24 protein-coding genes are annotated in these 25,198 nt (G+C 55.2%); 2 read left to right on the top strand and 22 right to left on the bottom strand.

Going from position 1 to position 25,198, the window contains the following annotated elements:
- The first annotated feature begins 29 nt into the window (after nucleotides 1-29).
- Nucleotides 30-1,352: a WD40/YVTN/BNR-like repeat-containing protein gene (locus QOY30_RS09570; RefSeq protein ID WP_283744385.1), complete on the top strand. Its 1,323-nt coding sequence runs from the start codon at nucleotides 30-32 to the stop codon at nucleotides 1,350-1,352.
- A 160-nt stretch (nucleotides 1,353-1,512) separates the two neighbouring features.
- Nucleotides 1,513-2,808 (top strand): DUF4397 domain-containing protein, encoded by a 1,296-nt coding sequence (locus tag QOY30_RS09575; RefSeq protein WP_283744386.1) that lies wholly within the window; start codon nucleotides 1,513-1,515, stop codon nucleotides 2,806-2,808.
- A gap of 256 nt (nucleotides 2,809-3,064) precedes the next feature.
- On the opposite strand, the gene QOY30_RS09580 is transcribed toward QOY30_RS09575, so the two are convergent.
- The 22 genes from QOY30_RS09580 to QOY30_RS09685 all read right to left on the bottom strand — a co-directional run bounded on the left by QOY30_RS09580 (nucleotide 3,065) and on the right by QOY30_RS09685 (nucleotide 25,180).
- Nucleotides 3,065-3,520 carry a CopD family protein gene (locus tag QOY30_RS09580; protein ID WP_283744387.1) on the bottom strand — a complete coding sequence of 152 codons (456 nt, stop codon included), beginning with the start codon at nucleotides 3,518-3,520 and terminating at the stop codon, nucleotides 3,065-3,067.
- A 5-nt stretch (nucleotides 3,521-3,525) separates the two neighbouring features.
- Complete coding sequence (gene rnhB, locus QOY30_RS09585) at nucleotides 3,526-4,122, bottom strand: ribonuclease HII (RefSeq protein ID WP_283744388.1); 597 nt, start codon at nucleotides 4,120-4,122, stop codon at nucleotides 3,526-3,528.
- On the bottom strand, nucleotides 4,119-5,270 hold the full coding sequence (gene lpxB / locus QOY30_RS09590; RefSeq protein ID WP_283744389.1) for a lipid-A-disaccharide synthase: 1,152 nt from the start codon (nucleotides 5,268-5,270) through the stop codon (nucleotides 4,119-4,121). The genes rnhB and lpxB overlap by 4 nt, the downstream gene beginning before the upstream one ends.
- Nucleotides 5,271-5,275: 5 nt before the next feature.
- Nucleotides 5,276-6,067, bottom strand: coding sequence for an acyl-ACP--UDP-N-acetylglucosamine O-acyltransferase (gene lpxA / locus QOY30_RS09595; RefSeq protein WP_283744390.1), 792 nt, complete (start codon nucleotides 6,065-6,067; stop codon nucleotides 5,276-5,278).
- Nucleotides 6,064-6,513, bottom strand: coding sequence for a 3-hydroxyacyl-ACP dehydratase FabZ (gene fabZ / locus QOY30_RS09600; protein WP_283744391.1), 450 nt, complete (start codon nucleotides 6,511-6,513; stop codon nucleotides 6,064-6,066). Before fabZ ends, lpxA begins: the two co-directional genes overlap by 4 nt.
- The gene (gene lpxD, locus QOY30_RS09605; RefSeq protein WP_283744392.1) at nucleotides 6,510-7,553 is read right to left on the bottom strand and encodes a UDP-3-O-(3-hydroxymyristoyl)glucosamine N-acyltransferase; all 1,044 of its coding nucleotides are present in this window, start codon (nucleotides 7,551-7,553) and stop codon (nucleotides 6,510-6,512) included. Before lpxD ends, fabZ begins: the two co-directional genes overlap by 4 nt.
- A gap of 17 nt (nucleotides 7,554-7,570) precedes the next feature.
- Entirely contained in the window at nucleotides 7,571-8,095 is a 525-nt protein-coding gene (locus QOY30_RS09610; protein WP_283744393.1) for an OmpH/Skp family outer membrane protein, read from the bottom strand.
- A gap of 19 nt (nucleotides 8,096-8,114) precedes the next feature.
- A complete protein-coding gene (bamA, locus tag QOY30_RS09615) occupies nucleotides 8,115-10,397 on the bottom strand; it encodes an outer membrane protein assembly factor BamA (RefSeq protein ID WP_283744394.1) in 2,283 nt (760 codons plus the stop codon).
- A gap of 8 nt (nucleotides 10,398-10,405) precedes the next feature.
- Nucleotides 10,406-11,761 carry an RIP metalloprotease RseP gene (rseP, locus tag QOY30_RS09620; RefSeq protein WP_283744395.1) on the bottom strand — a complete coding sequence of 452 codons (1,356 nt, stop codon included), beginning with the start codon at nucleotides 11,759-11,761 and terminating at the stop codon, nucleotides 10,406-10,408.
- Nucleotides 11,758-12,939, bottom strand: coding sequence for a 1-deoxy-D-xylulose-5-phosphate reductoisomerase (ispC, locus tag QOY30_RS09625; RefSeq protein ID WP_283744396.1), 1,182 nt, complete (start codon nucleotides 12,937-12,939; stop codon nucleotides 11,758-11,760). The genes rseP and ispC overlap by 4 nt, the downstream gene beginning before the upstream one ends.
- A complete protein-coding gene (locus QOY30_RS09630; RefSeq protein WP_283744397.1) occupies nucleotides 12,936-13,760 on the bottom strand; it encodes a phosphatidate cytidylyltransferase in 825 nt (274 codons plus the stop codon). The genes ispC and QOY30_RS09630 overlap by 4 nt, the downstream gene beginning before the upstream one ends.
- The gene (uppS, locus tag QOY30_RS09635; protein WP_283744398.1) at nucleotides 13,753-14,520 is read right to left on the bottom strand and encodes an undecaprenyl pyrophosphate synthase; all 768 of its coding nucleotides are present in this window, start codon (nucleotides 14,518-14,520) and stop codon (nucleotides 13,753-13,755) included. The genes QOY30_RS09630 and uppS overlap by 8 nt, the downstream gene beginning before the upstream one ends.
- Nucleotides 14,521-14,535: 15 nt before the next feature.
- Entirely contained in the window at nucleotides 14,536-15,093 is a 558-nt protein-coding gene (gene frr / locus QOY30_RS09640) for a ribosome recycling factor (RefSeq protein WP_283744399.1), read from the bottom strand.
- A gap of 159 nt (nucleotides 15,094-15,252) precedes the next feature.
- Nucleotides 15,253-15,972, bottom strand: a complete 720-nt coding sequence (gene pyrH / locus QOY30_RS09645) for a UMP kinase (protein ID WP_283744400.1) — start codon at nucleotides 15,970-15,972, stop codon at nucleotides 15,253-15,255.
- A gap of 15 nt (nucleotides 15,973-15,987) precedes the next feature.
- Nucleotides 15,988-16,899: a translation elongation factor Ts gene (gene tsf / locus QOY30_RS09650; protein ID WP_283744401.1), complete on the bottom strand. Its 912-nt coding sequence runs from the start codon at nucleotides 16,897-16,899 to the stop codon at nucleotides 15,988-15,990.
- Nucleotides 16,900-16,976: 77 nt separating this feature from the next.
- Complete coding sequence (gene rpsB, locus QOY30_RS09655; RefSeq protein WP_283744402.1) at nucleotides 16,977-17,699, bottom strand: 30S ribosomal protein S2; 723 nt, start codon at nucleotides 17,697-17,699, stop codon at nucleotides 16,977-16,979.
- A gap of 208 nt (nucleotides 17,700-17,907) precedes the next feature.
- Nucleotides 17,908-18,849, bottom strand: a complete 942-nt coding sequence (locus QOY30_RS09660) for a flagellar brake protein (RefSeq protein WP_283744403.1) — start codon at nucleotides 18,847-18,849, stop codon at nucleotides 17,908-17,910.
- Nucleotides 18,850-18,924: 75 nt separating this feature from the next.
- The gene (locus QOY30_RS09665; RefSeq protein WP_283744404.1) at nucleotides 18,925-19,263 is read right to left on the bottom strand and encodes a P-II family nitrogen regulator; all 339 of its coding nucleotides are present in this window, start codon (nucleotides 19,261-19,263) and stop codon (nucleotides 18,925-18,927) included.
- A 33-nt stretch (nucleotides 19,264-19,296) separates the two neighbouring features.
- On the bottom strand, nucleotides 19,297-20,901 hold the full coding sequence (locus QOY30_RS09670; RefSeq protein WP_283744405.1) for an NAD+ synthase: 1,605 nt from the start codon (nucleotides 20,899-20,901) through the stop codon (nucleotides 19,297-19,299).
- 22 nt (nucleotides 20,902-20,923) lie between these two features.
- The gene (locus tag QOY30_RS09675; protein WP_283744406.1) at nucleotides 20,924-23,053 is read right to left on the bottom strand and encodes a hypothetical protein; all 2,130 of its coding nucleotides are present in this window, start codon (nucleotides 23,051-23,053) and stop codon (nucleotides 20,924-20,926) included.
- A gap of 25 nt (nucleotides 23,054-23,078) precedes the next feature.
- On the bottom strand, nucleotides 23,079-24,368 hold the full coding sequence (locus tag QOY30_RS09680; RefSeq protein WP_283744407.1) for a DNA recombination protein RmuC: 1,290 nt from the start codon (nucleotides 24,366-24,368) through the stop codon (nucleotides 23,079-23,081).
- A 20-nt stretch (nucleotides 24,369-24,388) separates the two neighbouring features.
- Complete coding sequence (locus QOY30_RS09685; protein ID WP_283744408.1) at nucleotides 24,389-25,180, bottom strand: dienelactone hydrolase family protein; 792 nt, start codon at nucleotides 25,178-25,180, stop codon at nucleotides 24,389-24,391.
- Between the last annotated feature and the right edge of the window lie 18 nt (nucleotides 25,181-25,198).

Raw genomic sequence — 25,198 nt, forward strand, 5'->3', positions numbered from 1 at the left:
TTTCAGGCCTTATTGTGAGTTATCGCGAAATGAAAAGATTCTTTGCATTCATCATGGTGGCAATAGTTACCATGTCTCTTGCAGGTTGCTTCGGGTCAGGCGCCTCCTCCGCTCCCCAACCTACCAATGTTGCGGTCGCAGCCAAGGACAGCAGGGTTGTCGTGACATGGGACTCAATCCCGGGTGTCACATACTGGGTATTTACAGCGGCTGGAACCGGTGTTACGCCGACAAATTGCTCCTCAATGGCTGTTTGCGGTACGACGCTCTATGCGACGTCGCCCCAAACTGTCTCCTCGTTACCCGGAACCTACGGGACCTTCGGAACCGTGCCGTTGACTAACGGCGTACAGTATTCCTTTACCGTCAACGGAAGAATCAATGGCGGGCCCGGTGGTCCCGGCTCTCCCGCGATAGAAGCCACACCCCGGCTGGCAGGTAATATATGGAACACGGGGCCGAGCGCAGGTACAACCGATCTGCGCGGCGTTGCTTATGGTGCAGGTTGGTTTGTGGCCGCCGGATTAGGGGGTTCTTCGTTTTACAGTCTCGACGGGAATATTTGGACTGCTTTAAGTAATACATCCCAAACAGATTTTTACGCAGTGAATTTTAACGGTGCCGTCTTTTTGGGCATAGGGGCAAACGGGAATGTGATGTCCCTTTCGCCAGGTCAGACCTCATGGACGCAGCAATACAGTGGCACAAACAACACCCTCTATGCCATTACAAGTAACGGCGCCGGTATGGTCATTGCCGCAGGGGTTGGCGGCACAATCATAACAACGAACAATAGCGGGGGAACTTGGGGGGCTCCGGTCTTTCCCACGGGTAGTACCCTATATGGATTGGCCTATGGCTTGGTTAGAAATCTAACGCCCACCTATGTCGCAGTCGGGGCCGCAGGTACATTGCTCTACAGTACGGATGGAGTCACTTGGTACAGAACCCCCTCTCCTTTGCCTACCATCGACCTCAAGGGGGTGACCTATGGCGGGCTTGATTCAAACGGGTACGGTGTATTCGTTGCAGTTGGAAATAGTGGAACAGTTCTGACGAGCGAAGACGGAATTAACTGGACGCAGCAAACTTCAACAACCATTCCAAATGCCAGCAACTTGAATTCGGTTACCTATACCACTTATCGCCGCTTCATGGCTGTAGGTGCCGACGGCAATATCTACTACAGTGAATACTATTCAAACCTCAACAGTCTTGTAGGCAATGGTGGAGCGGTTTGGACGCAAGTCACGCCGCCAGTTGCAACCAGCTCCATCAACGCAATTACAACCGGCGGCCTCTATGACTATTCCGCAGTAGGCGCGGGCGGATTGAACCTGTACGCGGATTAACCATAAAGCTTTTTGTATCAAGCCGCACATATTAAATCGGCTGATGGAAAAATACGCGAAGCCGGCTCAGGTGATAAAATCCGGCAGTTCGTGGATGCTGGAGACGGTCAAGTTAAGCGGCCCCCAAGCCGACATATTCAAACAATGAAATGGAGAAAAAGTGAAACAACTATCAATATTCTTGCCGCTCCTGATGATACTGACCCTGCTGCAGGGCTGTTTTGGCGGTGGAGGTAGTGCGGCTGTCAGCACAACGAACACGGTGCGCCTGGTAAACGGTACCGGCAGCACACTGAGCATGGTCACTGCTGGCAGCCAGCTTGCTACTGCTGTTGCTCCCGGTACTGCAAGCGCCAATGCCACCATTACTTCGGGTACATATCCCATCGCATTGGTCGCTAGCGGAGTCCCGTCGGCAGAAACCAATTTCTCGTTTTCAGCAACGGTGGCCTATACGATGGTCGCCTATACATCGGATCAAAGCCTGCATTTAGTCCAGTTCATCGATAACGAACCCGCGCCCTTGTCCGGCGACGGTCAGATACGCATCGCGGACTTGTCGGCAGACGCGGGGAATCTGGACGTTTACATGGCACCGGTGAGCACACTCAGCGATGCTTACTCCCCCACGGTCGCTTCGCCCGCTCTACAAGCTGCCACTCTTCTGGCGCAAAATATTTCGGGAACCACCCTCTACAACGAAATGCTGGCCAACACTTATCACATTTGGGTAACAGGTGCAGGTAACCCTACAGACCTGAGGCTGGACATCCCTTCGATCCAGATTGTTAACCAGCAAATTGTGACATTGGTGTTGACCAGCACAACAAGTGGGGGGTTGGTCGACGGATTGCTCGTCACACAACAAGGGGCAGTCCAGGCGCAAAAAAATACTAATGCACGCATACGCATCGCAGCAAATACAACAGCTAACCTTTCCTCCGCAACAGCTGGCGCGGGCAATCTATCCCTTATTGGTAGCTCAACTTCTTACAACTCGAATGTTGGTTCTTATGTCCTTGTTCCGGCAGGTAGCACAACAATAACCTTAAATGGTAGCGTTGCCTGTACTCCAGTCACCACTCCCGGTGAAGATATGACCATTCTTGTAACTGGGGCAAATGTATGTAACCCTCCTCTTGTTGACGACAATACACGTCCTGTCAGCGGTTACGCAAAATTACGTTTGGTGAATGGCGTCAACGGTGGCGTGCCCGCATCTCTCGCTTTCAATGGTGTTCAGATAGCATCAAGTGTAACTTTTGGAGCCGCTTCAGTTCCAACTTTGAATAATCAGGGCATCGTAAGCAGCGGCATCTCTGCCAGCTTGGTGACAACACCGGCCACAGTTCCTCTTTTAACGACTGCAACTTTAAACTCCCAGGGTGTTTACAGTTTATTCATGCTGGGCGGTTCAGGTGTGGCGGTAACAGGTACTCTGATTCAGGACCATTGACGAACCCGGCCATGCAACCCCGACAATTCGAAACAGAATTGCGGGGGTTGCATGATTGCCGGTGGCAAGCAAGTTTTAGTAGTTGAATTTGAATGACCCGTTAGCCCGATATCCCGCCTTCTGCGGGAATAAATATCGGGCTAATTTTTTTGATATTTGGAGTGTTGCAGCGAAAATCGGTGTGGCATTACAAGTGCCGCAAAGCAATTTCCGGTTGACTGACCGAGCGTTCAGCCGAATCAGAATATTCTGTTCTTCAACCCCACAATTTACCGATCACCGCAACGCATACGGTAACCAGGCCCAAGGTCACGTTCACGCCAATAAGCTTGCGTATCTTGCCCAGAATCGCACCGGCTTCTTTCCAGCGCTCCTTGGCAACATTCAGTTTGAATTGCACGTAACAGGCGAAGAATACGTAGACGTAGATACCCATCATCACCAGTCCCAGCAACAGCATGATGTGAATATAGCGCGGCACATGAGCCATGCCACCGTACAGGTAGATCATGTACAAACCGGAGGCGAGGATCGCGCCGATTGCACCCCAGACCCAGTTGAAGAAACGGTGGAACACGTTATCCCACAGGCGCAGGCGTTCAGGCGGTTGCAGCACATCCACGGCTGCCGGGCGCAACACAACATAGGCGAAGAACATGCCGCCAACCCAGATGAGCACGGCGAGCAGGTGTAATAATCTGAAAAAGGTCATGGTAATTACCTCGGGTTGTTTTGATGAGTGTACTGCAATGCTTCGCGCACCGGCCTGAAACTGCGGCGATGCACTTCTGAAACACCGTGTTCGCGCAATGCGGCAAGGTGTCCGGCAGTGGGATAGCCTTTGTGACCGTCAAAACCGTACTGCGGATATTGCTCATGCAGGCGCAGCATGAGTTCGTCGCGCGCTGTTTTGGCCAGGATGGAAGCGGCGGAAATGGCGGCGATTTTGCTGTCGCCCTTGACGATGGCCTGGCTGGGAATGCCTGTCTGCGGGCAATACAGGCCATCCACCAGAACTTGTTGCGGCCGGGTGTGCAGTGCGAGCACGGCCCGGCGCATGGCCAGCAGCGTGGCTTGCAGGATGTTGAGCTGGTCGATCTCGCCGACTTCTGCATAGGCCACGGCCCATGCCAGCGCGCGTTCACGGATGATGGGAGCCAGCCTGTCGCGTTGCTTCTCGGAAAGTTTCTTGGAATCGGCCAGCCCTTCGATGGGACGGGCCTCGTCCAGGATAACGGCAGCCGCACTTACCGGCCCGGCCAGTGGACCGCGCCCTGCTTCATCTACGCCGCAGACGAGCAGGATGCCGCTCATGCCAGATAAGGCAGGATGGCCGCGGCCGCCTTGTGCGCAGTATCCTGGCGCAGGGTCTGGTGTATTGCACTGAAGGTCTGTTCCAGCTCCGCCACGGCCTGTTTGTTGTTGACCAGATTGAGCAGTGCTTGTGCAAGGTTCTCCGCGGTCGCATCGTCCTGCAGGATTTCCGGCACGACAAATTTTCCGGCAAGAATATTGGGCAGCCCGACATAAGGCAGGTATTGCTTGCGCTTGGCGATCCAATAAGTCAGCGCGGGCATCTTGTAAGTGATGACCATGGGGCATTTGAGCAATGCAGCCTCCAGCGTGGCCGTACCGGAAGCGACCAGCGCGCCATCGGCGGCGATCATGGCGTCGTGTGCATGTCCGAACAGCAAGGTGATGGGCAACTGCTGTGCTTCCTGTTTCCAGACTTCATTTTCAAAGATGGTGCGCGTCTCGCGGCTGGCCAGCGGAACAAGAAACTGCGCATCGGGCAGTTGTTGCAAAATCAGTTTGGCCGTCTCGACATAGGTCTTGGCCAGGCGCCGCACTTCTCCCTGGCGGCTGCCCGGCAGCAAGGCGAACACCTTGGCGTTCCTGGGCATGATGCGCATTTGTTCCCGCATCTCCATTTGCTTCGGGTTTTCCGGCAGGATGTCCGCCAGCGGATGTCCTACATAGGTCACCGGCACGCCTGCCTGCTTGTAGAGCGGCTCTTCGAACGGGAACAGGGCGAGGATGCGGGATACGGCCTGCTTGATCTTGTGGATGCGTTCGCCGCGCCATGCCCAGATGGAGGGGCTGACGTAATGCACGGTGGGTATGCCGTGCTGCTTCAAGGCCAGTTCCAGATCGAGATTGAAGTCGGGCGCATCGATACCGATGAAAAGATCGGGCGGCGTTGCAATGAAACGTTCACGCAAGTTGCGGCGGATACCGACGAGTTCGCGATAATGCCGCAGCACCTCGACATAACCGTTGACGGCCAGTTTTTCCAGCGGGAACAGGACATCCATACCGACGCCTTGCATCTTGGCGCCGCCGATGCCGATGAAACGCACGTTGGGTGCAGCTTGCCTGATGGCATCCATCAGCAGGCTGCCAAGCAAATCCCCCGATGCCTCGCCTGCCACGATGGCAATGGTTTTTACAGAGTCAGTCATACCGGTTACCGCACGATGCCGCGGCTGGCGTTATTCAAGAATGTCAGCATATTACCGATGTCCGCATCGGCTTCGGGAACCTGGCCGCGCAACGCCGCGATTTCCATTTTTGCAGTGTCAAAGCTGCTTCCTGCGCGATACAGCGTCTTGTACATCTGCTTGATCATGTCGAGGCGGGCAGGCGAATAGCCGGCCCGGCGCGGACCTTCCTGATGCGGGCCCTTGGCTTCGGCCGGATTGCCCACTGCCGTCACAAACGGCGGCAGATCTTGCGACAAACGCGTCATGAAGCCAGTCATGGCGTAATCGCCGATGCGCACAAACTGGTGGATACCGCTCATGCCGCCGATCAGCGTGTTGCTTCCAACAGTCACGTGTCCGGCAAACTGCACCGAGTTGGCGATGGTGTTGTTGTCACCCAGCTCACACTCGTGCGCCACATGCACATAAGCCATGATCCAATTGTCACTGCCGATCCTGGTGATGCCGCCCTTCTGAGCCACCCCCAGATTGAAGGTACAGCTCTCGCGGATGGTGTTGTTGTCGCCGATGATTAACTGCGTCGGCTCGCCTTTGTAGGACTTATCCTGTGGTATTTCGCCGATGGAGCAGAATTGAAAGAATCGGTTACCACGACCGATGGTGGTATGCCCGTCTATCACCACATGCGGGCCGACGACAGTGCCTGCACCGATCTCGACATGCTCGCCGATGATGGAATACGGGCCGACCGAGACGTCATCGGCCAGCTTCGCGCCCGGATGAATAATCGCTGTTGGGTGACGCAAGCCGCTCATTCCTTGGTCCGCAATGTGCAAATCAGATCCGCCTCCGCCGCAACCTGGCCATCCACTTCGGCCTTGCCGCTGAATTTCCACATGCCGCGTCGATTCATCGCAATGGACACCTTCAGGATCAACTGGTCGCCGGGGCCGACAGGACGTTTGAAACGTGCATTGTCGATACCGACGAAGTAATACACGGAATCATCGCTCGGCAAGGTTCCCATCGTTTTGAACGACAGGATAGCCGCGGCCTGTGCCATTGCTTCGATCACCAGCACGCCCGGCATCACCGGATGGTGCGGATAATGGCCGGGAAAAAACGGCTCGTTCATGGAAACATTCTTCAGTGCCACGATACTTTCGTTCGGCACAACATCCAGCACGCGGTCTATCAACAGGAATGGATAGCGATGCGGCAGGTGTTCCAACACTTCATGAATATCCATCGTCGTACTCATATTTTCTCCCCCTTCAATGATTCGATTTCTTTTTCCAGAGCTTTGACGCGTTTGACCAATTCGCCCAGATGCCGCAGATGCACTGCATTGTTGCGCCATTCGTCGTTCTTGCTGAACGGGAATATCCCCGCATAGCTACCCGGTTCCGTAATCGATTTGCCGATCAGGGTAAACGATGCGATCTCGACATGGTCCGCGATCTGCAGGTGCCCCAATATCCCCGCGCTGCCGCCTATTCGGCAATATTTGCCGATCGTGGCGCTGCCCGCGATACCGACACAGCCAGCGATGGCGGTATGTGCGCCGATACGGACGTTGTGCGCGACCTGTATCTGGTTATCCAGCTTCACATCTTCTTCAATCACGGTGTCGTCCAGTGCGCCGCGATCGATGGTGGTGTTTGCGCCAATCTCGACATGGTCACCGATGACCACGCGACCGATCTGCGGGATCTTCAGCCATTTTCCCTCTTCCCATGCCATGCCAAAACCGTCGGCTCCGATCACCACTCCGGAATGTGCAATGACATGATTGCCGATAACGCATGCGTGATACACCGTCACATTGGGATAAAACAAAGTGTTCTCGCCCAATATCGCACCTTCTCCGATGTTGCATCCTGCCATCACCACCGTGCCCGCGCCGATGACCGCTCCATCGCCTACCGTCACCAGCGGACCTATGTGGGCTTGCGGTGATATCGAAGTGTTTTTGCCTATGACAGCGGAAGAGTGGATGCCGGGAACGCATTCCGGCAAGGGGTTCAGGAAAGCGGAAAGCTTGGCAAAATACGAATAGGGGTTGTCGCAAACGATGCGCGGCAACGCTGTTGAATCGGCATCGGTTGGGGAAAGAATCACTGCAGAGGCCTTGCTGTGATCTAGCTGATTGCGGTATTTGGCATTGGACAGAAAGGCAATCTGTCCGGAAGTTGCATGTTCCAGAGTACCTATCTGACGTACTTGCGTGTCAGCATCTCCAAGCACTTGCCCGCCGAAACGTGCCGCTATGTCTGCCAGTCGGTAGGCTGTACGTTCCATCGAATACAACTCTCAGATCACTTATCGGACTTGTCGGACTTGTCAGGAGCCTCTTTGGAGAGGTACTTCAAAACTTTGTCGGTGATGTCCACTTTTGGATTGCGATAGACCGCTTCCTGCAAAATAACATCGTATTGTTCGCTCTCGGCAATCGCACGAATCGCCTTATCAGCCTGCGCCAGTACAGCTGCCAATTCCTCGTTCTTGCGCAGGTTCAGGTCTTCACGAAATTCGCGTTGCAAGGTCTGTAACGTCAGATTCATGTTGGCCAATTCGCGCTCTTTGCCGCGACGCACCGGTTCTGTCATGGTAGTGCCGTCTTTTTCCAGGGATGCCTGAAGATCCTTGCTTTGCTGGATCAGTTTTTTTATTTCCTGATCACGTGTGGAAAACTCGCGCTCGATCTTCTTTTCGGCACGGACTGCCTGATCCGACTCGCGCAGAATACGCTCGGTATCCACCACGCCAATGCGAAAATCGCCGGCGACGGCTTGTGTGATGGTTGTCAATAACATCAGACCCACACAAAATAACGTCTTCATCTCAAACTCCTGGTAGGGGTCAGAACATCGAACCCATCGTAAACTGGATGTGTTGTATGTTGTCTTGCGGTTGCTGGTTCAGAGGCTTGCCCCAGCTCAGTTTAAGCGGTCCAGCCGGCGAAAGCCAAGTCATGGCCAGACCCGTAGAATAGCGCATTCCTGTGGAACCCGGAAGCTGCCCGCCGGTGCCGATAATCTCGCCGCCATCCAGGAAAACACTCAATCGCACCGATTTTTCTTTTTCCATTCCGGGCATGGGGAACAATAACTCGATATTGCCAACGGCTTTCTTGTTGCCGCCCAATGGTAAGTTATTGGCATCTCTGGGTCCCAGAGACATGGGGTCGTATCCGCGCACGGAGCCGACACCGCCTGCATAGAAGTACTTGAAGAACGGTAGCGGAGCGCCGCCATATCCGGCGCCCACACCGAAATCCCCGTTCAGCATCAAAGTGTAATCGCGATTGAGCGGGTAAAACACCTGGTGCTGGTAGGTCAATTTGTAGTAATGCTGATCGGACACCGGCACGCTGACTTCAAGGGATGCACGCTGCATGGTTCCCTCGGTGGTGGTGATGGCGTTGTCGCGCGTATCGCGCGACCAGCCTACTGTACCCAGCAGGTTGTCGACGGTTTCGCCGAACAAGTTGATATAGTCGATATATCGTTGCGGACTGAGAGGAGTCAACCCGATCGTCGTTTGCTCCACTGATGTGCCTACATGGAACATCTCATCGTCCGTGATCGGCAATCCAAAACGCACCCCGGCACCGTAAGTATCCGATGTGTAGGGGCTGATTGCGATCATCATCGCATCGGTTCTGCGCTTGTAAACGTCAAAACCCCGGCTGATTCCGTCATCGGTATAGTAAGGGTTGGTGTAAGAGACCGAATAGACCTGATTGAATTTGCTGGTGTTCATTTGCGTGGACAAGGTACTTCCTGTTCCGAACACGTTGGTCTGGCTGACGCCGGCCATCAGCGTCACCTTTTCCAGGCTGCTGTATCCGGCGCCGATCTGGAAGCTGCCTGTCGACATTTCTGTCACCTTGAGGTTGACATCCATCTGGTCGCTGGTTCCCTGAACCTGCGATGTATCGATGTTGACTTCGGAGAAAAATCCCGTTCGATCGAGCCTTGTTTTCGATTTTTTGACCTTGGAAGTGGCAAACCAACTGCTCTCCATCTGCCGGAATTCGCGGCGTATGACCTCATCCCGGGTCTTGTCGTTGCCGGTGATGTTGATACGGCGGATGTAGGCTCGCTGCATCGGATCGACCACAAAAGTGAATGCCACCTGGTGTTTATCCTTATCCACCTCCGGTGCTGCATTCACATTGGCAAATGCATAGCCCTCTTCCCCGAGACGCTCGCTGATTTTGCGTGTGGAATCGGTAATCGCATCCCGCGACAACACATCACCGGGCTGGACGTTGATCATTTTGCGCATTTCTTCGTGCGTAAGTACGGCCTCAGTACCGACCACCTTGATGCCTGAAATAGTGTATTTCTCTCCCTCTGAGATATTCAGAGTAATGAAAATATCTTTCTTGTCCGGCGAAATCGATACTTGAGTCGAATCGATATTGAAATCCATATAGCCGGAGTTCATGTAGTAGGTACGAAGGCTCTCCATGTCGGCAGACAACTTCTGCTTGGAGTACTGATCGTTTTTGCTGAACCATGTGAACCAGCCCGGCGTGGTAAGTTGAATTACGCCACGCAGTTCCTTTTCGGAATAGACATGATTGCCTACGATATTGACTTCCCGGATCTTTGAAACCGAGCCTTCATTTACGTCGAAACTGACCGCCACACGGTTGCGCTCCAGTTCCTTGACAGTAGCCTTCACATCCACGGAATATTTTCCCCGCGCCACATATTGCCGCTTCAATTCCTGCACGGCTTTGTCCAGTACCGATTTATCCAGAATGCGACCTTCGGCCAATCCCACGATTTTCAGATTGTCGCTCAATTGAGTCTTGGGGAACTCCTTCACCCCGTTGATTTCGACGCTGGCGACTGTCGGCCGTTCCTTAACAACCACGACCAGCACGTTTTGGTCCACCCTCAATTCCACGTCTTTGAAAAACCCCGTGGAGAACAGCGCGTGCAGTGAGGCGGTCGCACGATCGTCATTCAGCGTATCGCCGACTTTCACCGGCAAATAGCTGAACACCGTACCCGGTTCAGTACGCTGGATTCCTTCAACACGAATGTCCTTGATGACGAACGGTTCAAATGACCAAGCAGATGAGGCATGCAAAAGCGGGAGCAAGCCCACCCATGTTTTTAATTTCATTATTCTGTTCAACCCAAAATCAGGCGACTGATGTCGTTATACAACGCAAAAGCCATCATGGTAACCAGCAGTGCGATACCCACTTTCTGTCCCGCTTCCCACAGACCTTCCGAGACCGGACTGCCCTTGATCAATTCGACCGAATAATACAGCAAATGCCCGCCGTCCAATAAAGGGATGGGCATCAGGTTCAACACACCCAGACTGATGCTGATCAGCGCAAGAAAGCCGATATACGCGCCCAACCCCATCTGCGCCGACTGCCCTGCGTAATCCGCAATGGTAATCGGGCCCGAGAGATTCTTCAGCGATACTTCGCCTTGAATCATCTTGCCCATCATTTTCAGGCTCACGGCAGCAGTATCCCACGTCTTGCGCAATGCCTCCGAAATTGCTGCCAACGGCGGGTAATGAACTTCATTCACCATCGCCTCAAATGCCGCTTTGTCGATATAAGCTGCCGCGCCGATACGGCCAATTGTCTTTCCATCCTCGTGGATTACTTCGGGAGTCAAACCAAATTTCAGGACCGTACCTGCACGTTCGATCTCAATATCCAACTTTGTGCCGGGGTGGCTGCGCACTGCGTTCACCCAATCTTCCCACAAGGCAAGTTCCTGACCGTTTGCCCGAAGAATACGGTCGTTTACTTGCAGTCCTGCACGCTGTGCAACACCCCCGTCGACCAGCTTGCCGATGATCGGATAGATGGGAGGTTGATAGGGTTGCAAACCGAGTTTCTGCATGAAATCGCCGTCCAGGTCGGCTGCGGTCAGGCTGCTCATGTCCAGCATTCCGTACGATTTCTCACCCTGGGCATTATGCAATTCAAATTTTGCCGTTTTATGTTGCAGCACCATATCCAGCAATATCCAGCGTATCTCCTGCCAGCTGGGGGTCGCTTGCCCATCGATACTGACGATTGTCTGTTTGCTTTGCAGCCCGGCTGCTGCAGCCGGCGTATTCGGCACGATCTCGCCCAACACCGGTTTGATGCCCGGTACGCCGTGTATGAACAGGATGAAATACAAGGCAACGGCCAATAACAGGTTCGCTATCGGCCCGGCCACGACGACAGCCATGCGCTGTAGCACCGGCTTGCGGTTGAACGCACGCGGCAATTCGTGTTCAGGCACTTCGCCCTCGCGCTCGTCCAGCATCTTGACGTAACCCCCCAACGGGATCGCGGAGATCACCCATTCCGTTTCGCCCTTGCCAAAGCGTTTTGTGTAGAGGGACTTGCCGAAGCCGATCGAGAATTTCAGCACTTTCACGTCGCACAGACGTGCAACGGCGTAATGCCCGAATTCATGGAATACCACGAGTATGGCAATGGCGACAACGAATGCGATCACGGTAGTCATCCTGCAATCCACTCCCGTGCTGCACCACGCGCCGAAGCATCCGCGTCCAGCAAGTCCTGTAACTTTTCCACTTCGGCGCTGGCAATTTTACCCAGCACAGTTTCAATCAGACGCGGGATATCGAGGAATGAAATACGCCGCTCAAGGAAAGCCGCAACCGCCTCTTCGTTTGCCGCATTCAACAGTGCCGGTGCGGTGCCACCTGCACGCAGCGCCTGGTACGCCAAAGCCAGACACGGGAAGCGGACAAAATCGGGCGCTGTGAAATCCAGCCTGGCCACCTGGAACAGATCCAGCGGTGCGACGCCAGCCTCGATACGCTCCGGATAAGCCAGTGCAAATGCGATTGGTGTGCGCATATCCGGATTGCCCAGCTGCGCCAGCACCGAACCGTCGACGTATTGCACCATTGAATGGATCACACTCTGCGGATGCACCACCACCTGGATATCGTCGGCTCCCGCATTGAACAGCCAGTGCGCCTCGATCACTTCCAGCCCTTTGTTCATCATGCTGGCTGAGTCAACGGATATCTTGCGCCCCATGCTCCAGTTCGGATGCGCACAGGCCTGTTCCGGTGTGACATGCTGCAATTCGGATATGGGTGTATTGCGAAAAGGCCCCCCGGAAGCGGTAAGCAATATCTTGCTCACCCCGCTCTGCTTCATGTCTCCGGCATAACCGCGCGGCAACGCCTGGAAGATGGCATTGTGTTCGCTGTCGATGGGCAACAATATGGAACCGCTGCGATGCACGGCTTCCATGAACAGGTGCCCGGCCAGCACCAGTGTCTCTTTGTTCGCCAGCAAGATCTTCTTGCCTGCTTGCGCCGCTGCCAGCGTGGATTGCATGCCAGCCGCACCAACGATGGCCGCCATCACCGCATCCACCTCGGGCAACGTCGCAACACGTTCCAGCGCCGCAACACCGCATAGCACTTCAACATCCAGTCCCGCAGCAGCAATGCGTTTGCTCAACCGCTCACAGGCGGCTTCGTCCAGCAGCACGGCATAGCGCGGCTGGAAACGCTGGCATTGTTCGAACAGGAGTTCGTCTTGTTGTTGCGCGGTCAGCGCAATGATGCGGTATTTGTCGGGATGACGCGAGACCACGTCCAGTGTGCTTTTGCCGATGCTGCCGGTTGAACCGAGCACGGTGAGTCGGGTGAGCTTGCTCATTCCAGCCTTTGCAGAATGAGCGCGATACCCGCGAATGGCAAGGTCGAAGTCAGGGCATCGATGCGATCCAGCAGGCCACCGTGTCCGGGCAGCAACGCTCCGCTGTCTTTGACCCCGGCCTGGCGTTTGACAGCAGACTCGAACAAGTCGCCGATCACGGCCAGTGCCACCCACCACCATCCGGCGACGATGATACCGGGGAACAGCGGATAATGTTTGTACAGACCGCTCGCCCAGCCAACGACAAGCACATATACGGTCACACCGATCATGGCGCCGAGGACGCCCTCCCAGGTCTTGCCGGGGCTGATCGAGGGTGCCAGTTTGTTCTTGCCGAAGCGCTTGCCGGTAAAATAAGCCGAGATATCAGCCATCATCACCATCGTCATTGCGAACAGCAATATCCACGGACTGAAAGCGCGCAGGTCGATCATTGCCAAACCGGTAGGCAAGAGCACAATCCAGCCAACCAATCCCATCAACCATCGATTCTGCGGGCGCCAGCCCAGCATCAACCAGGCGGGAACTACCAATACCCACAGCAACACAGCCATGGCATACCACGCCAGATGCAACATATTCTGCTGCTCCAGTGCGACACTGTTATCGAACCACAGTATGCCTGCCATGATCGCCAGGGTCAGTGCCCAATAGGCAGTGGCTGTACGCCCGTTCAATCCGGACAACCTTGCCCATTCCACCGCACCTTGCCACATCACGACCAATATCAATACCTGCCAGCCCGCAGCTGGCAGGCCGAACAAGGCTGCAAGGAACAATACGAACAATATGATCGCAGTGATGATGCGCTGCTTAAGCATTGGTCTTGCCCTCGCTCAATTGTTCACTGGTGCGCCCGAAACGACGTTCGCGTTTTTGATAGGATTGGATGGCTGATTCCAGCTCGGCGCGGTCGAACGCCGGCCACAAGGTATCGGTAAAATACAGCTCGGTGTAAGCCAATTGCCACAGCAGGAAGTTGCTGATGCGTTGTTCGCCGCCGGTGCGGATGAACAAGTCCGGCTCCGGCGCGTAGTGCATGGAAAGGTAAGGGGCGAGCTCTTCTTCTTCGAAAGCGGTGGCACGTTCGGGATGCGCCTGGCTCAGGGCATGCATCGCCTGCATGATATCCCAGCGCCCGCCGTAATTTGCGGCAATAGTCAGCGTCAGGCTCGTGTTATTGGCGGTGAGTTGCTCGGCCTCTTCGATGTAACGCACAAGCTGCGACTCAAACCGACTGCGGTCGCCGATGACTTTCAAGCGGATGTTGTTCTCATGCAGCTTGCCGACTTCGCGTTCCAGCATCTTGAGGAACAGCTGCATCAGGAAAGATACTTCATCGGCAGGACGCCGCCAGTTCTCGCTGCTGAAAGCGAACAGCGTCAGGTACTCCACCCCCAGCTGGCGGCACGCCTTGACCATCTCGCGCACCGTTTCCACGCCGCGCTGATGTCCCATGACACGCGGCATGAAGCGCTGCTTCGCCCAGCGACCATTGCCATCCATGATGATGGCGATGTGACGCGGGACAGTCGTAATGTCGGGAATCGTGCGGGTGGAACTGAAAAAGGGCAGCGCCATTATCGATGGCCCGTCTTACACGGCCATTAAATCGGCTTCTTTAACCTGCAGGGCTTTGTCGATTTCGGCAACGAAGCGGTCGGTCAGTTTTTGAACATCGTCCTGCGCGCGACGCTCTTCGTCCTCGCCGACTTCCTTGTCTTTAAGCAGCTTTTTCAGTTGCTCGTTCGCATCGCGACGGATGTTGCGCACGGCGACCTTTGCGTCTTCGCCTTCATTCTTGACCACCTTGATCAAGTCGCGGCGGCGTTCTTCGGTCAGCATCGGCATCGGCACACGTATCAGATCGCCATTGGTGGCCGGGTTCAAGCCCAGGTCGGAATCGCGGATCGCCTTTTCGATCGGACCGATCATGTTTTTCTCATACGGCTGCACGCCGATCGTACGCGCATCGGTCAATGTGATATTTGCCACCTGATTCACCGCCGTCGGACTGCCGTAGTAGTCCACCATCACGTGATCCAGAATGCCGGTATGCGCACGTCCTGTGCGGATCTTGCTCAAGTCCGTTTTGAGTGCTTCCAGCGACTTGTTCATTTTTTGTTCGACGTTCTTTTTGATGTCAGCAATCATCTTCGTTCTCCGTCAAGGATGCCTTTAAAAATTCAAATTTCTAAGCTAGGCAAGGCGCGAGCAAAAAATCACGACGCAGCATATAGCCTAATATGTAAGGAGTTATTTTTTGCGAGCAACGCAGCATAGCGACGAAAGTTGGGATTTTAAAGGCATCCTTCAATCACAGTGTACAAGCGTTCCTTCATCCTGCCCCATCACCACACGCTTCAAGGCGCCCGCCTTGAATATGCTAAAAACGATAATGGGCAGCTTCTGGTCGCGGCACAGCGTCAATGCCGTGGCGTCCATCACCTTCAAATCCTTGCCGATGGCTTCATCGAAACTCACCTTCTGGTAACGCACAGCCGAGGGATCTTTCTTCGGATCAGCGGTATACACGCCGTCCACCTTGGTCGCCTTGATGACGACTTCGGCATCCATTTCCACTCCGCGCAAAGCCGCCGCCGTGTCGGTGGTAAAGAACGGACTGCCAATACCCGCCGCGAAGATCACAACCTTGCCGTCTTCCAGATAACGCAGGGCTTTGCCGCGTATGAACGGCTCGGCCACTTGTTCCAGATTCAGTGCCGACTGCACACGGCATTCCAGTCCGCCGCGCGTCATCGCATCCTGCAAAGCCATCGAATTCATCACCGTGGCCAGCATGCCCATGTAATCGGCGGTGGCCCTATCCATCCCGGCTGCCGCCGGAGCCACACCGCGGAAGATATTTCCGCCACCGATCACGATTGCCACTTCGACACCCAGCTCGGTCACTTCCTTGATCTCGGCCACGATGCGCTCGACGACTGTACGGTTGATCCCGTAGCTGTCATCGCCCATCAAGGCTTCACCGGAAAGTTTAAGCAGGATACGTTTGTAGGCGGGAGCAGTCATGGACGTGGTTTCCTTTTAGCCTTTCTTGACAGAAGCTGCGGAAGCAGCGGCAGCAGCAACTTCTGCAGCGTAGTCTTCCACTTTCTTTTCGATGCCTTCTCCAACCACGAACATCTGGAAAGCAGATACCGAAGCGCCCTTGCTCTTCAGCAATTGCTCTATGGTCTGCTTGCCATCTTCAGCCTTGACGAAAACCTGGCCCAGCAAAGTGACTTCCTTGAGGAATTTTTGCACGGTGCCTTCGGCGATCTTTTCCAGCATCGCCTCCGGCTTGCCGGATTCCTTGGCTTTCTCGATCGCGATACGGCGTTCGGTGGCAATGTCTTCCGGATTCACGCCGGATGCATCGACAGACTTTGGCTTGCTCGCAGCGATATGCATCGCCAGATCCTTGCCCAGGGACTCGTCGCCGCCGGTGTAATTCACCATCACACCGATCTTGTTGCCATGCAGATAAGTCGCCAGCTTGCCGGTGGCGGTCGAGTAGCGCTCGATACGGCGCACGCTGAGATTCTCGCCCAGCTTCATCACCAGCGCCATGCGGGTTTCTTCAACCGTGCCTGTACCATTTGCAATCGGCAATGCCAGCAACGCGTCGATGTCGGCCGGGTCCTTTTGCGCAACGGTTTGGGCCACGTTCCTGGCAAACGCCATAAAGTCGTCGTTCTTGGCCACGAAGTCGGTTTCGCAATTCACTTCCGCCACAGCGCCGGTCTTGCCGTCAGCCGCGAGGAACGACCCGATCACACCTTCAGCCGTCACGCGGGAAGCAGCTTTGCTGGCCTTCGCACCGCTCTTGATACGCATCAATTCTTCAGCCGCCTTGAAGTCGCCATTGGTCTCGACCAGCGCCTTTTTACATTCCATCATGCCGAGGCCGGTAGCCTCGCGCAGTTCTTTCACCATGCTTGCGGTGATTTCTGCCATGTCATACTCCTAATGATTTCAACTAAATTCAGGTTACAAAAAAGGGGGCTTGCGCCCCCTCGTTGCGGGAAGGCTGCTTACGCGGCGCTTTCCGCAACTTGTGCTGTCAACTCGTTCAATGCTTGTTCGCGGCCTTCCAGAACCGCATCGGCCACGCCGCGTGCATACAGGCGGATCGCCTGGCTGGAGTCGTCGTTACCGGGAATGATGAAGTCCACGCCGAGCGGGCTATGGTTGGTATCCACCACGCCGATGACCGGGATGCCCAACTTCTGTGCTTCGGTGACGGTGCCCTTTTGGTAGCCGACGTCGATCACGAAGATGGCGGAAGGCAGACCTTGCAGATCCTTGATGCCGCCCAGGCTACGATCCAGCTTTTCCAGTTCGCGGCGGAACATCAGGCCTTCTTTCTTGGACACTTTGTCGATGCTGCCGTCTTCGATCATGCCTTCCAGTTCGCGCAGGCGCTTGATAGACAGCTGTACAGTCTTGAAGTTGGTCAGCATACCGCCCAGCCAACGGTGATCAACGAATGGGGAGCCGCAGCGTTGAGCTTCCTCGCGGATAATTTCGCGCGCCTGGCGTTTGGTTGCCACAAACAGGACAGTGCCCTTCTTTGCGGAAATCTTGCGCACTTCCTTCAGCGCGTCGTTGAACATCACGACGGTTTTTTCCAGGTTGACGATGTGAATCTTGTTGCGATGGCCGAAGATATAAGGGGCCATCTTGGGATTCCAGAAACGGGTCTGGTGACCGAAATGGACACCCGCCTCCAGCATTTGACGCATGGTTACTTGCATTTGATACTCCAATCGTTAAGGGTTAAGTCTTCCACCCGTCAGCCTGATCCCTCTTAAGGGACACCCCAACATGAACGAGTGTGTGAATTACCGTTTGTCCAGTTGTTGCCGGATAAACAGGGCGCGCATTGTAACCGAAGCGGCGCTTTGACTCAACGTTTGGATTTCGGAGATTGGAATGAAGGTACAGGCGATTGCCTTGGAGCCGCTAGACCAGCTTGTGCGGATTTTCAATCATCTGCTGATAGATCAGGCTTTGCAGAATGACGCTGTCGTTCGCCTGCATATCCTGAAACTCGATGCCGTGACGAATTAGTGCAGTTTTTGAATGATCTGCCGGATCAACAGTGAATACGGCACGAATAATGCCCTTAAGCGACAGGTAGGCATCGATATTGTGCAACTGCACGCGGAAAGCCAGATTGAGGATATCGCCCTTGTCGCCCAGCGTTTGTCTGGCCTCGAGGGATACTCCATGGGCGCTGATGTCGGAAATAAGAGCGGAAACTTGTTTCTCAGCACCGTTCTTTGTGTCCTGCACTGCCGCGATGATGCGCGTTTTCACCCTGGGGGCTTTGCGTATCATGATTCCCTGAATATTGTCCGGGAATGATAAATGCATGTACTCAAAGGGAATCTTGCATATCCGCTCTATCGTGCAGGCAAAACCGAAAGCATTCTGTCCGGAGAAAGATCGCATCACGAGCTTTTCTTTTTCCATCAACTGCAGCCGCAAGCCGTTGGCGGTAATCGGCATGGAAACCAGCAGACTGGCCCCTCTGAGAAACCCGATGACTTTGACCGTAAAGCGTTCGCGGGTCAATTGCGCAGGGGGTTCGAGCTGCAACCTATCCTCCACCTTTAGCTTCATGTCGTCGAAAGTAAAGGTCCTGTCGGCTTCCTTTACCCCGGACAGGTCGGCAGGTGATGCTTCGTCGGCAAAAAAACTGTCATCTGCACTCTCGAAGCCGGATGGCATTTCCAGGAGCAGTTCGTGACAAGCTCCGCCAGCAAGCAAAGCCTCGCGGTGCGCGTCGTCGCGAACCAGATCGCCCTCGTTCAAAAGCAGGTTCCGATTCTGGTCATACAATGCCCAGGGAATCGGTTTGCCGACTACGATTTCATCGCTATTAACTAAGATAAGGCTCATCAAAGGGGCCGGGGCACAACTGCATTATTGGCAGATGGATTCGCAATCCACCCGGTTTATAAACAGCAACAATAATTACAATGCCGATTCGTCAGTCTCACCGGTTCGAATGCGGACAACCTGCTCCACCGAAGTAATGAATATTTTGCCGTCACCGATCTTGCCTGTATTTGCCGCCTTGACGATGGCCTCGACTGCCGTATCCAGCATGGCTGCGCTGATCACCACTTCAATTTTGATCTTGGGCAGGAAATCGACCACGTATTCCGCGCCGCGGTACAGCTCGGTATGCCCCTTCTGCCGTCCAAAGCCCTTGACTTCAGTTACGGTCAGGCCGCTGACGCCCAGTTCGGATAGCGCTTCGCGAACTTCGTCGAGTTTGAACGGTTTGATGATGGCTTCGATTTTCTTCATGTTGTTCTCCCAAGATAGGTGCTGCAAGTATAACTAAAAGTCATCCTGATAACGTACCGTGATCGGATAGCGCCAGTCCTTTCCGAATCCGCGATCCGTGATGCGGACTCCCACCGGTGCCTGACGGCGCTTGTATTCGGCGATGCGGATGAGTTTCACCACACGCACAACGTCGGCTTCGGCGTATCCGATGTCCACAATCTGGGCGATGTTCATGTTTTTCTCGACATAGCAGGCCATGATGGCATCAAGAACATCATAAGGCGGCAGGTTGTCCTGATCGGTCTGATCGGGTTTCAGTTCGGCACTGGGCGGCCGCGTGATGATGCGTTCCGGGATCACCCTGCCCATGCTATTGCGCCACTTGGCCAGGCGATACACCCAGGTCTTGCTCACATCCTTGAGTACGGCAAAACCGCCGGCCATGTCGCCGTAGAGCGTTGCATAGCCGACCGTCATTTCGGATTTGTTGCCGGTGGTCAACACCAGCGAGCCGGTCTTGTTGGACAGCGCCATCAGCAAGGTACCGCGTATGCGTGCCTGCAGGTTCTCTTCCGTGGTATCGGCAGGCAATCCCCTGAACAAGGGTGAAAGTGTCTCTTGCAGGGCAGAAAAGGCTGGCAGGATATCCAGCTCTTCATAGCGCACGCCGAGCAATTTCACCATCTCGCGCGAGTCGTCTATGCTCATCTGAGCGGTGTAAGGCGACGGCATCATCACGGCAAGCACTTTGTCCGCACCCAGCGCATCCACTGCCACTGCCATCGTCAGTGCGGAATCGATCCCCCCGGACAAGCCCAGCAGCACTCCCGGAAAGCGGTTCTTTTGGATATAGTCCCGCACGCCGACGCACAAGGCCCGGTAGATGCTGGCTTCATCCTTGAGCACGGCCTGCTGCTCTCCCCCCGACAACTTTCCGTCTTTCAATTCGACGATGCCCAGCAATTCATCGAATGCGGCGAACTGATCAATCAGCTTCCCGTCCGCATCCATCGTGAACGAACCTCCGTCGAACACCAGTTCGTCCTGCCCACCCACCATGTTGGCATATATCACCGGCAGGCCGGTCTCCGCTATACGGTCACGCACCGTGTCGTAACGCGTTGCCTGTTTGTCGAAGTGATACGGCGACGCATTCAATACCAGCAGCATCTGTGCGCCCGCTTCCTTCGCGTTCATTGCCGCCCGCTCGTGCCACACGTCCGCACAGATGACGATACCAAATACGATGCCGTCCATCTCGAGCAGGCACGGCTTATTGCCGCTCTCAAAATAGCGCTCCTCATCGAACACACTGTGGTTGGGCAGGGAATGCTTGTGATAGGTTGCGGTGATCTTGCCATCGCTGAGTATCGAGGCAGCGTTGTAAATATCTTTCCCGACCTTGTGCGGATGGCCGACGATCAGCGTAATACCCTGCGCTTGCCGTGCCAAATCGCGCAAGACTTTCTCACAGGCTTGATAAAACCCGTCGCGCAACAACAGATCTTCCGGCGGATAGCCGCACAGGCCGAGTTCAGGAGTCAGTAAAATTGCAGCGCCCTGCGCTTTGGCTCGCTTGGCATACTCGGCGATCTTGCCGGCATTACCAACCAGGTCTCCGACGGTACAATTGATCTGTGCGATTGCGATCTTCATTTTTGCACTCTACTCAAAAACATCACGAAAAAATCCCCGCTTTCCAGGCCCATGCCACTGCGCCCAGCAGCAACAGGACAACCAGAACGTAAGGCCAAACCGGCTTCTTTTCGGCATAGGGATCGGCCAGGGAGCGATGTGCACCTGCCGGCAGATTAGGCAAGGCAGTCAGCGAAGTCCCGAACGGGATGTTGATATGCACCCTGGCGTTGATTGCCCAGCCGCAGCCATCGAGGATAGGGCCCAGATTGCGGCGTTTCAATTTGAACCAGGCCAGCACCATGGATGGAAGGGAAACAGCCAGCATCAGTCCGCCAAAGGCCAGCGGAATTTGCCACAGTTTCAGACTGAATATCCCGCTGACGATGGAAGCGATAATGCCCCCGATTGCACCGATTGCCAATCCTATCGCTGCAAAGATACCGGCAAATTTTGCAACATCGAACGGCGGTTTGGGCGGCATGTTTGGCGCTGCAACAACACTCCCGCCACTTTCCACAACTGCTTTGACCACCTTTTCCTGCACCGCGTTCGCTTTGGAAGCGGCGAATTTCTGTATCTGTTCGCTGATGACCTTGGATACCTTTTTATAAGGCGACCAGAACGCCTGGCGGATGCTGATGGGATGATCGGTGATGCGCACTATGGTTGCATTCCAATCCTGTCCTTTGCGGTCGTAGAAGACACCATGACGTCCCACCATCAGAAAATCCGAATCGCCAGCCGTGAAGGCCGCAGCGATGTTCATTTTCTCGGCACCGCCGTTACGCACCAGCTCGCAGTAGGCCAGACACACGCCGCTGGTGTTGGCATAAGCGGCATGCGTATTCACATCCTCGACCTTGATGCATAACTCGCAGCTGCGGCCATCCAGGTAAAGTGTGCCGGCCTGAAAAACGGCTTTGGATTTGCCCGAATAGAACTCGCTGAACGATACGAAATTGTGTGACAGTCTGTGCAGATCGCGACGGTAGCGCAGCAATCGCTCCACCGACTGGATGGATTTGATCTCTGCCTCAACTGCCCTGTCTTGGGCGATGAGTTCATTGATCGCGGTTTGATGCCGGTTAAACAGCATTTCGCGCAAACGCGCGATGCCGAGTTCGCCGACCGCAACAGCCGGTTTGGCATTTTGCCACGCGTCGAACGGGTCGAATTTTGCGGACACCCCGGACCATTCCCCTGCCGTGATACTGGCTTTATCACCCAGCAATGGCTTGATCACAAGTTTATGAAACGCCCCGATCTCATCAATCCATGCAGGATTCAATTCAGCATGCAGGGGTAACGGTTTGTCCGGTGCGATGGTAGCCAAAGGAAACGCGGCCACTTCGACGTTTTGAACCGACAATATCTGACCGGCCAGCTTTTCGTAATCCCCGGTTGAGCGACTCAACGGCAAAGCTGCGCGGGTATCATAGGCCGCCATCCGGCAGCGCATGAAATAATCATCGACCTTTTCCCGAATCGCTCGCAGTGCCTGGGCGGCGGCTTCGGTATCCCTGTCTAGGGGAAGAATAGCCGGATCAGTCTCGCTTTGGGCATTCCAATCCCAATAGGCCTTTGCATCCTCAAAGAATTTGTCCGCGATCTCCTGATTGATACCGGTGTCGCCGCTCCTGTCGGGGACCGTCCCCGCAATTCTGGCAATATCTTCGACCGATGCCTTCAAGCCGACATCCTCGACCTGTTTCGAACAGATCACGCCGTCTCCATTGAATTTCAATCCGTCCAGGAACTTTTCGATGTCCGCCATCTCGCCCAGCGATATCTCGCTTGCATCCGGCTTGCCCAGACTCTTCAGGATATACCGCGCAGACGCCAATATATGCTTGCCTTCCTCGCTGGCGTCCGAGATATCGGAAAGCGATAACGCATCGCGTCCGCCGATCAGCAGATCGCTGTTCTTCAATAACGAACCGGCCCAGCCGATCGCCGCCAGCACCTCGTTTGCGCGCACCTGTCCATCGCCGTCCGCATCGATCATGTCCAGAGTGCGGCTGTCGAATTCGATTCCCCGCGTCGGACAGCTCAGTGCCACCCACAGCTTCTGATCAAGCTGGTTCAAGGCGAGCAGATCGGAACCGTTATCCAGTTGCACTTGATCGAATCCGCCGGCTCGGAAAAATTTCCATGTGTGAAAGGTTTTCATCCTGGCTGATCTCCCTGATACTGAGTTAGCGATCGATTTCGGTGATGCCTTTGGACAACGATGCCGTGTGTTCCAATTCTACCTGCTCGATACTGATGAAGCGTTTCGATATCTTCTGGCTGGTGGTGTGCACATCCTGCGCGTCTTCATGTGCCTGGCGGATATGGTCCGCCAGTTTCTTCATGCGCTCGTCGAAGCGGCCAAACTCCTTGCCCAACTTGCCCAACTCATCTTTGATGATGTGGACTTGTTTGCGTGTCTCCACGTCCTTCATCACGGCCCGCGCGGTGTTCAGGACTGCCATCAGCGTGGTCGGCGACACGATCCAGACGCGCCGCTGCATGGCGTAATCCACCACATCCGAATGATGCGCGTGGATCTCGGCGAACACCGCCTCGGCCGGGATGAACATTACCGCCCCGTCGGAAGTGACATTGGGAATGATGTATTTGCTTGCGATATCTTCCACATGCTTTTTTACATCGGCCTTGAATTGCCTTTCCGCAACCAGTTTTTCCGCCGGGCTCGCCGCATCGAACATGCGGTGATAGTTTTCCAGGGGAAACTTGGAATCGACCGCCACCATGCCCGTGGGCTCAGGCAGCTTCAGCACACAGTCTGCGCGGCTGCCGTTGGGCAGTGTGTATTGCATCTCGTAGGCCTGCGGCGCCAGGATGTTGCGCACCAGCCCTTCCAGCTGTACCTCGCCGAACGCACCGCGCGAACGCTTGTCGCCGAGCAGCTCCTGCAGGCTGACGACGTTGGTGGTCAGGCCGTCGATCTTCTTCTGCGCTTCGTCGATGGTCGCCAGCCGCGCCATCACGCTGACGAACGTTTCATTGGTCTTCTTGAAGCCTTCGTCCAGGCGCTCGTTGACCTTGCCGCCGATCTGCTCCAGGCGGGCATCCACCGTCTTGGACAAGGTCTCGATACTGGTCGCCAAGTGTTGCGTGGCATTGCGGAAGGAATTCTGGATCAGTTCCTGATCGGCGCGCCCCTGCTCCGCCAGCTTGGCCAGCGTCTGTGCCAGCATCTCGCTTCTGAGCAGGTCCTGCTTGGCTTGCAGCGCATTGACGGCATCGCGGGTGGTACGCAACTCTTCGCCTACCGCGGCACGCAAGCGCTCCGATTCGGCTGCTTGCGCTGCGATCAGCCGGTCACCCTGCTTGTTCAAACCGTCATGCAAATCGCCAAGCATCGCTCTGTGCTGCTGTTCCAGCATCCGGGCGGCTCGCGCCGGCTGCTTGAATTGCATCGCCAGCAACACAACCAACAGCACCAGCACTGCAACGATCAGAAGAATCTCCAGGGTCATCAATACATACCGGTCAACTATTACTTCGCTTTGAACACTTCGTCCATCAGCGCCATCCCCTTGCTCCAGGAGTCCTTGTCCGCATCGGCGTTATAGGCCATCGGCAAATTGAATTCCTTGCCGAGCTTGTCCGCCTCCGGGCTGGTGAAGCTGTGCATTGCCCCCGGATAAGTCACCACCAGAGGAGTAACGCCGGCCTTCTCCATCTCCTGACGGAACGCCGCAACCTGCTCGGCCGGGATGAAGGGATCGGCCTCTCCGGTGAACGAGGCGATGCGTGCCTTCACCACGCCCGGCTCCGCCGGATGCGACGTCTTCAGGCCGCCATGAAAGCTCTCCACCACTTTGAGCGGTTCGCCAAGGCGCGCCATGTTCAGTACCACGGATCCGCCAAAGCAATAGCCGATGGCGCCGATGTTGTCGGCATCCACCGTCTTCTGTTGCTTGAGCAATGCAAGTGCAGCTTCAAAGCGTGCCTTGGCCAAGCCTTCGTTCTGGCTCACTTCGCTGGAGAACTTCTGCGCATCGTCCGGATGGTGTGCCATCTTGCCGTTGCCGTACATGTCGAGTGCGAGTGCGGTGTAACCCTGCTTCGCCAGCATGCGTGCCCGCTTGCGCGCGTAGTCATTGAGCCCCCACCATTCATGCACGACCAGCACGCCGGGGCGCTTGCCTTTCACAGCATCGTCGTAAGCGACATAGCCCTTGAGCTTGGTACCGTCGGCCTCGTAGCTGACTTCCTTTCCCTGAATTGCGGCTTGTGCTGCTGCGGCAACCAACATGAGACCAATGAAATAGAGCGATCTTTTCATGGCATTCCCCCAGGATTG

This window comes from Sideroxydans sp. CL21, assembly GCF_902459525.1.
Taxonomy (GTDB): Bacteria; Pseudomonadota; Gammaproteobacteria; order Burkholderiales; family Gallionellaceae; genus Sideroxyarcus.